This is a genomic window from Bacillus sp. JJ1474 (assembly GCF_036965225.1).
GTDB lineage: Bacteria > Bacillota > Bacilli > Bacillales > Cytobacillaceae > Cytobacillus.
On sequence record NZ_JBALPC010000158.1, the window covers coordinates 411 to 4,854 of the forward strand.

Sequence of the window (4,444 nt, forward strand, 5' to 3'; positions counted from 1 at the left end):
GGTTATTCAATTTATAATGAGATGGGCTTGGAAAGTCAATTAAAAGAATATAATCCAAATACATATATGGAAGATGCATTTGACCGAGTAATCGTTCTGATTAAAGATGAACAATTGCGATTACGTGATGATAAAAAAGCTTATTTTAGAGAAAATTACATCATGCGTTCCGTGTATTCCCTACGTATGATTGGCTATTATAAATATTTATATTTAAATAAGTTGGATAATTTCCAAGAATTTACTAATGAACATAAAAACTTCATTGATGAGGGAGTAAAACACTGGGATGACGATTTATACTTCTTTAGCCCAAATATGAATGGTGGTTCTAAAGAAGTTTTTGAGCAAGAAACCGTTTTTGATGATGAATTGATTGATATTGAACCGATTATGATTGAACAAAATGAACAGTTGAAAAAAATAGCTGGGAATTCTGAACAATTACATCAAGAGTCAATTGCTNNGCTTTAGATAACGCAGTAGGTGACTATTTATTACTGAAAGATGAAGATTATTTATTCATGTTAGATATTACCATTGATAAAGACTATCCGATTATGGACAGATTTAATCGAGCGATCAATGCTTTAGAAAAAACATTACTGTCCTATACGCAATTTCCGAATGCACCGTTACGGGACGTATATATGAAACGACACACCTATTCATTACGCATGTTAACGTATTATTTTGCGCTTTATATGAAACGTGATTACGAAAGCATCATTGAAGCTTATCTGAACATTTACCCAGAAGCGCGTGAACATTGGCTAGAACCTTTATACTTCTTTAGCGATAAAATGAACAATGTTATGCCTTATAAACCGCGATGCCCTCACTGTAATGAGCGTATTGAGACAGAATATACATATGGCTCGGCAAAATTCTGTTCAGAAGAATGTAGGAGTGAAGCGTTGTGGTTATCTACGGAATTTGCCGTATTACAAGACATTGCAGGTATTACGCCTGATGAAATGAAAGCCGTACTTGGCATACAAAACTGGAGCTTAAATGATTTTGCGGTGAAAATCGATGAAATTCAAGAAATCATCGATAAAGGTATTGCCCCATCCCAAGCACTAATTTCTTCATTTAAAACAAAAGAAATCTTTGATCAATTGCATACGAATTTAATTTCAAAAGATGTATTTAGAGGTGGAACTGTAGAACGTTTTAGAGGGTTTATTTTTGAAGACCTACACGCTGCATCAGCATCCCTTCGCGGTACGAAAACGATTGTTAATAACAATAACGGTCCAATCGATTTCATTATGTTTAACGCGGACGGGACAAAAACTTTCGGACAAGCAAAAGCGGGCTATGAAAATGCGTGGTTTGACGCTTCTAAATATGATGGACAGTTATTTGTTATCCCAAAAAATAATCCAACATTAAAGGCTCGACTTGAAAAGACCGGAAAAACCGTTATAGAATCACCTATCAGCCTTGATACGACTACAAAAGTAGCTGAACTTATGCAACTTGAACGAAAAATTTATCAGACGGTTTTTAATACAACAGGTAAAAATGCACCGATCACTTCAACTGTCATTTCTACTGGCGGCGCTGCTTTTAAAACAGGCATTTATGGTGGTGTAGCGAGTGCAGGCTATTCATTTGGAGAAGCCACTGTTGAATTATTATATGGGGAAATCACCCTGCAAGAGGCCGGCGCACAAATCGCAAAGAGTGCATTAGTAGGGGGTGCGCAAAGTACAGCAATTGGCGGTGGCATGCATCTTGCGTCCGTTGCTCTACGCGCTGCAGCAAGTTCAAAAGCGGGGGTAATGGTATCTACTAAAGTTGCAGGAGCATTAGCAACAACAAAAGTTGGCGCATTAGCAGCAGGTACTGCTTCTACAGTATCGGGAGCATTAATGGGAACAACAGCTGGTACAGGTTTACTTGCGGCATCAGCTAGTATTGGGGCTGGAGTTACAGCAGCAAGCACTGCAATTACGGCAACGGCTGCTTCGTTAATGGGTGCTACATTAGCTGCTACAACTGTGGGTGCATTTATCGTTGCATCAGCTCCAATTATGGTTGTAACGACTCTAGCTGGTGCAACACTTTCATTAGGTAAGCGTTTATTACGTGGCTATTAATAAGTAAATAAAGCGTAGCAATCCAATTGGTGCTACGCTTTTGATGATTATGTCTGTTTATCATTCAAGTCCGGCTTTCTACGCCTTATCTGGCTTTAAAATAAAGTTAAGATGAAATAAGACTTTAAGAAAATTTAAATTGCCAATTTAATAAAGTTCCAAAAATATTCTTATCAATCTTATGATATTTCTTTATTGAGGGAAGGATGAATTTCAATGGTTATAGGAATAGTTGTTTTAGGGATTATTCTACTAATAATAGGAATATTAACACCTATTGCTTCGGGATCGACTTTATTGATTTCAGTAATTTTATTCGTTATGGCAATCGTACTCTTAAATAAAAAGAAAAAGAGTATCAAGCACTGATTATTTATATTTTTATAAAACTTCTTTAATTAAAAGGAAGATTTAACCTAAATAATACAACATGGAGATCTTCAACAAACGGGCGCTTTTCTGAAACAAGGAAAGCGTCTTTCTTCATGAAAAGGGCCATTATATGGAATAAGGACAGTTAATATCCAAGATGTCCAGTGCAAAAAATCCGAACTGCTGAGTAGGCAGTCCGGATTTTTCTGTTACCATTTAGTTTAGATTGATTTTTACAGTTTCTAGGTGGATCTCATTGTTTCCAATTTTATAAGTTGGTTCTACTAGTAAGAATCTTGTTGGATTTTCTCGGTTTATTTCAAAAATCACTTTTGAATCAGAAATTGTATGGAGTGAAGACTTCTTGCCTTTGTCGTCAACAATATTAAAAGATAATTGTTCTCCTTCTATACCGGCTGTATTTAATAATTCATATGATAAGAGGGCGTTGGTTTGTCCGATTTTTAATTCTTTAATTTCTAGACTATACTCGTTATTGAGTGAGGATGTAGTTTGAACAATCTTCAATTCTTTCGATGGTAATTTATGAACTGGAAGATTGAATGCCCATTCTCCTTGAACACCTGCAATATGAGTAAATGTAATTGGTAGAGTAAGGGAATCGGCTGATTCAGTTTTTGGATTTTCTAAAATCATTGCACCACTATAGCCATCACCGTCCTTTATTATAGCTCCCATAGTGCCACCCCACCATGTAGTTTCATCTGTTCGGTCAAACATTTCATACGCATAACCAGATTCGGGAGCTTTTTCGCCGCCAATAGTCTCAGCTAGATTTTCTCCTGTTACTTTAAATGTTAGCCCAACATATTGACCATCATAAAAAATCGATGTAATACCCATTTTTACTCCATTATCTTCAACTAATTCATTTAATTCTGTGATGAGTTTCTCGGAAGCTAGCTCTTGACCAATTGGCATTTGATATTTTTCATAAAGACCCCCGATAATCGGAACTTGAGCTAAAACGTTTGAAACGGGTGAAAAGACGAATCCTGATACGAGTAATAGTGAAGCTGCAATAGAAGAAAAAAAGGATCCACGTTTTAAAATAGTTGTGCGCTTTTTGTTATTACGATATTTTTCACCTTGCTTAATCCCTTGATCGATTGCCATCATAATCTCTTCTGTCGGAACTTCAATATCCTTTATATAGGAGTTAAGTAAGTCTTTTCGCATAATAATCATCTCCTAACGTTTTTCTTAGTTTCAACTTGGCTCTTCGTAAATACGTTTTAATGGTTGGTTGTGGTTTACCGAGTACGGTAGCAATTGTACGAATCGGTAAATCATAATAATAAAACAGAGTAAGGACATTCCGATAATCATTGTCCAGCGAGGAAAGTGCCTCCGATAAATCAATTGAAGGATCCTCGACTTTATTCAATTCTAAAAGGCCCACAATCGTTTCTTCAGGCAGTTGAATCACTTTCTTTTTTTGTTCAAGTTCTTTATAAGCTGTCCGAATTAATATCTTCACAAGCCATGTACTAAAATAGACAGGTGATTTAAGCTGGTGTATCGAAATATAGGCTTTATAGGTAGCTTCTTGTAGTACGTCGAGTGCATCTTCTTTATGACGCATGTGGAGATAAGCGATTTTATATAATTTTTTACTCTCGATCTTGAGTAATTGTTCAAATGCAAGTTTATCACCAGCAATGGCTAGCTCGACTAATTCAGTAGAATACGACATGTAGCAACCTCCTTTCACATATTAGAGGCATAAACACTAGCAAAAAGTTTCAAATATAATATATTCAAAAAGTTTTATTTAATAATTGTATTATATTACAGGATGGTTGGTATTTTAGATATGAGAATTTGATAATAGAAATTACAGTTTTTATTATCTAACGGTGGCAATAGCACAATAACTAATGAACTATTTTGCGGCTTATTGTTTTTTTCATTATTCAACAATCGGGCGCAATTCTTGAAGA

At 35.6% G+C, this 4,444-nt stretch carries 3 protein-coding genes; 1 reads left to right on the forward strand and 2 read right to left on the reverse strand.

The window, feature by feature from the left end:
• Window positions 1-524: 524 nt before the first annotated feature.
• Window positions 525-2,108, forward strand: coding sequence for a hypothetical protein (locus V7164_RS18135; RefSeq protein ID WP_335354804.1), 1,584 nt, complete (start codon window positions 525-527; stop codon window positions 2,106-2,108).
• 588 nt (window positions 2,109-2,696) lie between these two features.
• Here V7164_RS18135 and V7164_RS18140 read toward each other — a convergent pair.
• Complete coding sequence (locus V7164_RS18140) at window positions 2,697-3,680, reverse strand: DUF4179 domain-containing protein (protein ID WP_335345026.1); 984 nt, start codon at window positions 3,678-3,680, stop codon at window positions 2,697-2,699.
• Window positions 3,661-4,197: a sigma-70 family RNA polymerase sigma factor gene (locus V7164_RS18145; RefSeq protein ID WP_335345025.1), complete on the reverse strand. Its 537-nt coding sequence runs from the start codon at window positions 4,195-4,197 to the stop codon at window positions 3,661-3,663. Before V7164_RS18145 ends, V7164_RS18140 begins: the two co-directional genes overlap by 20 nt.
• Window positions 4,198-4,444 lie beyond the last annotated feature (247 nt).

Bases quoted from the DNA above. Each gene is read 5' to 3' on its own strand.
- V7164_RS18145 (WP_335345025.1), bottom strand. From the start codon at position 4,197: ATGTCGTATTCTACTGAATTAGTCGAGCTAGCCATTGCTGGTGATAAA.
- V7164_RS18135 (WP_335354804.1), top strand. From the start codon at position 525: ATGTTAGATATTACCATTGATAAAGACTATCCGATTATGGACAGATTT.
- V7164_RS18140 (WP_335345026.1), bottom strand. From the start codon at position 3,680: ATGCGAAAAGACTTACTTAACTCCTATATAAAGGATATTGAAGTTCCG.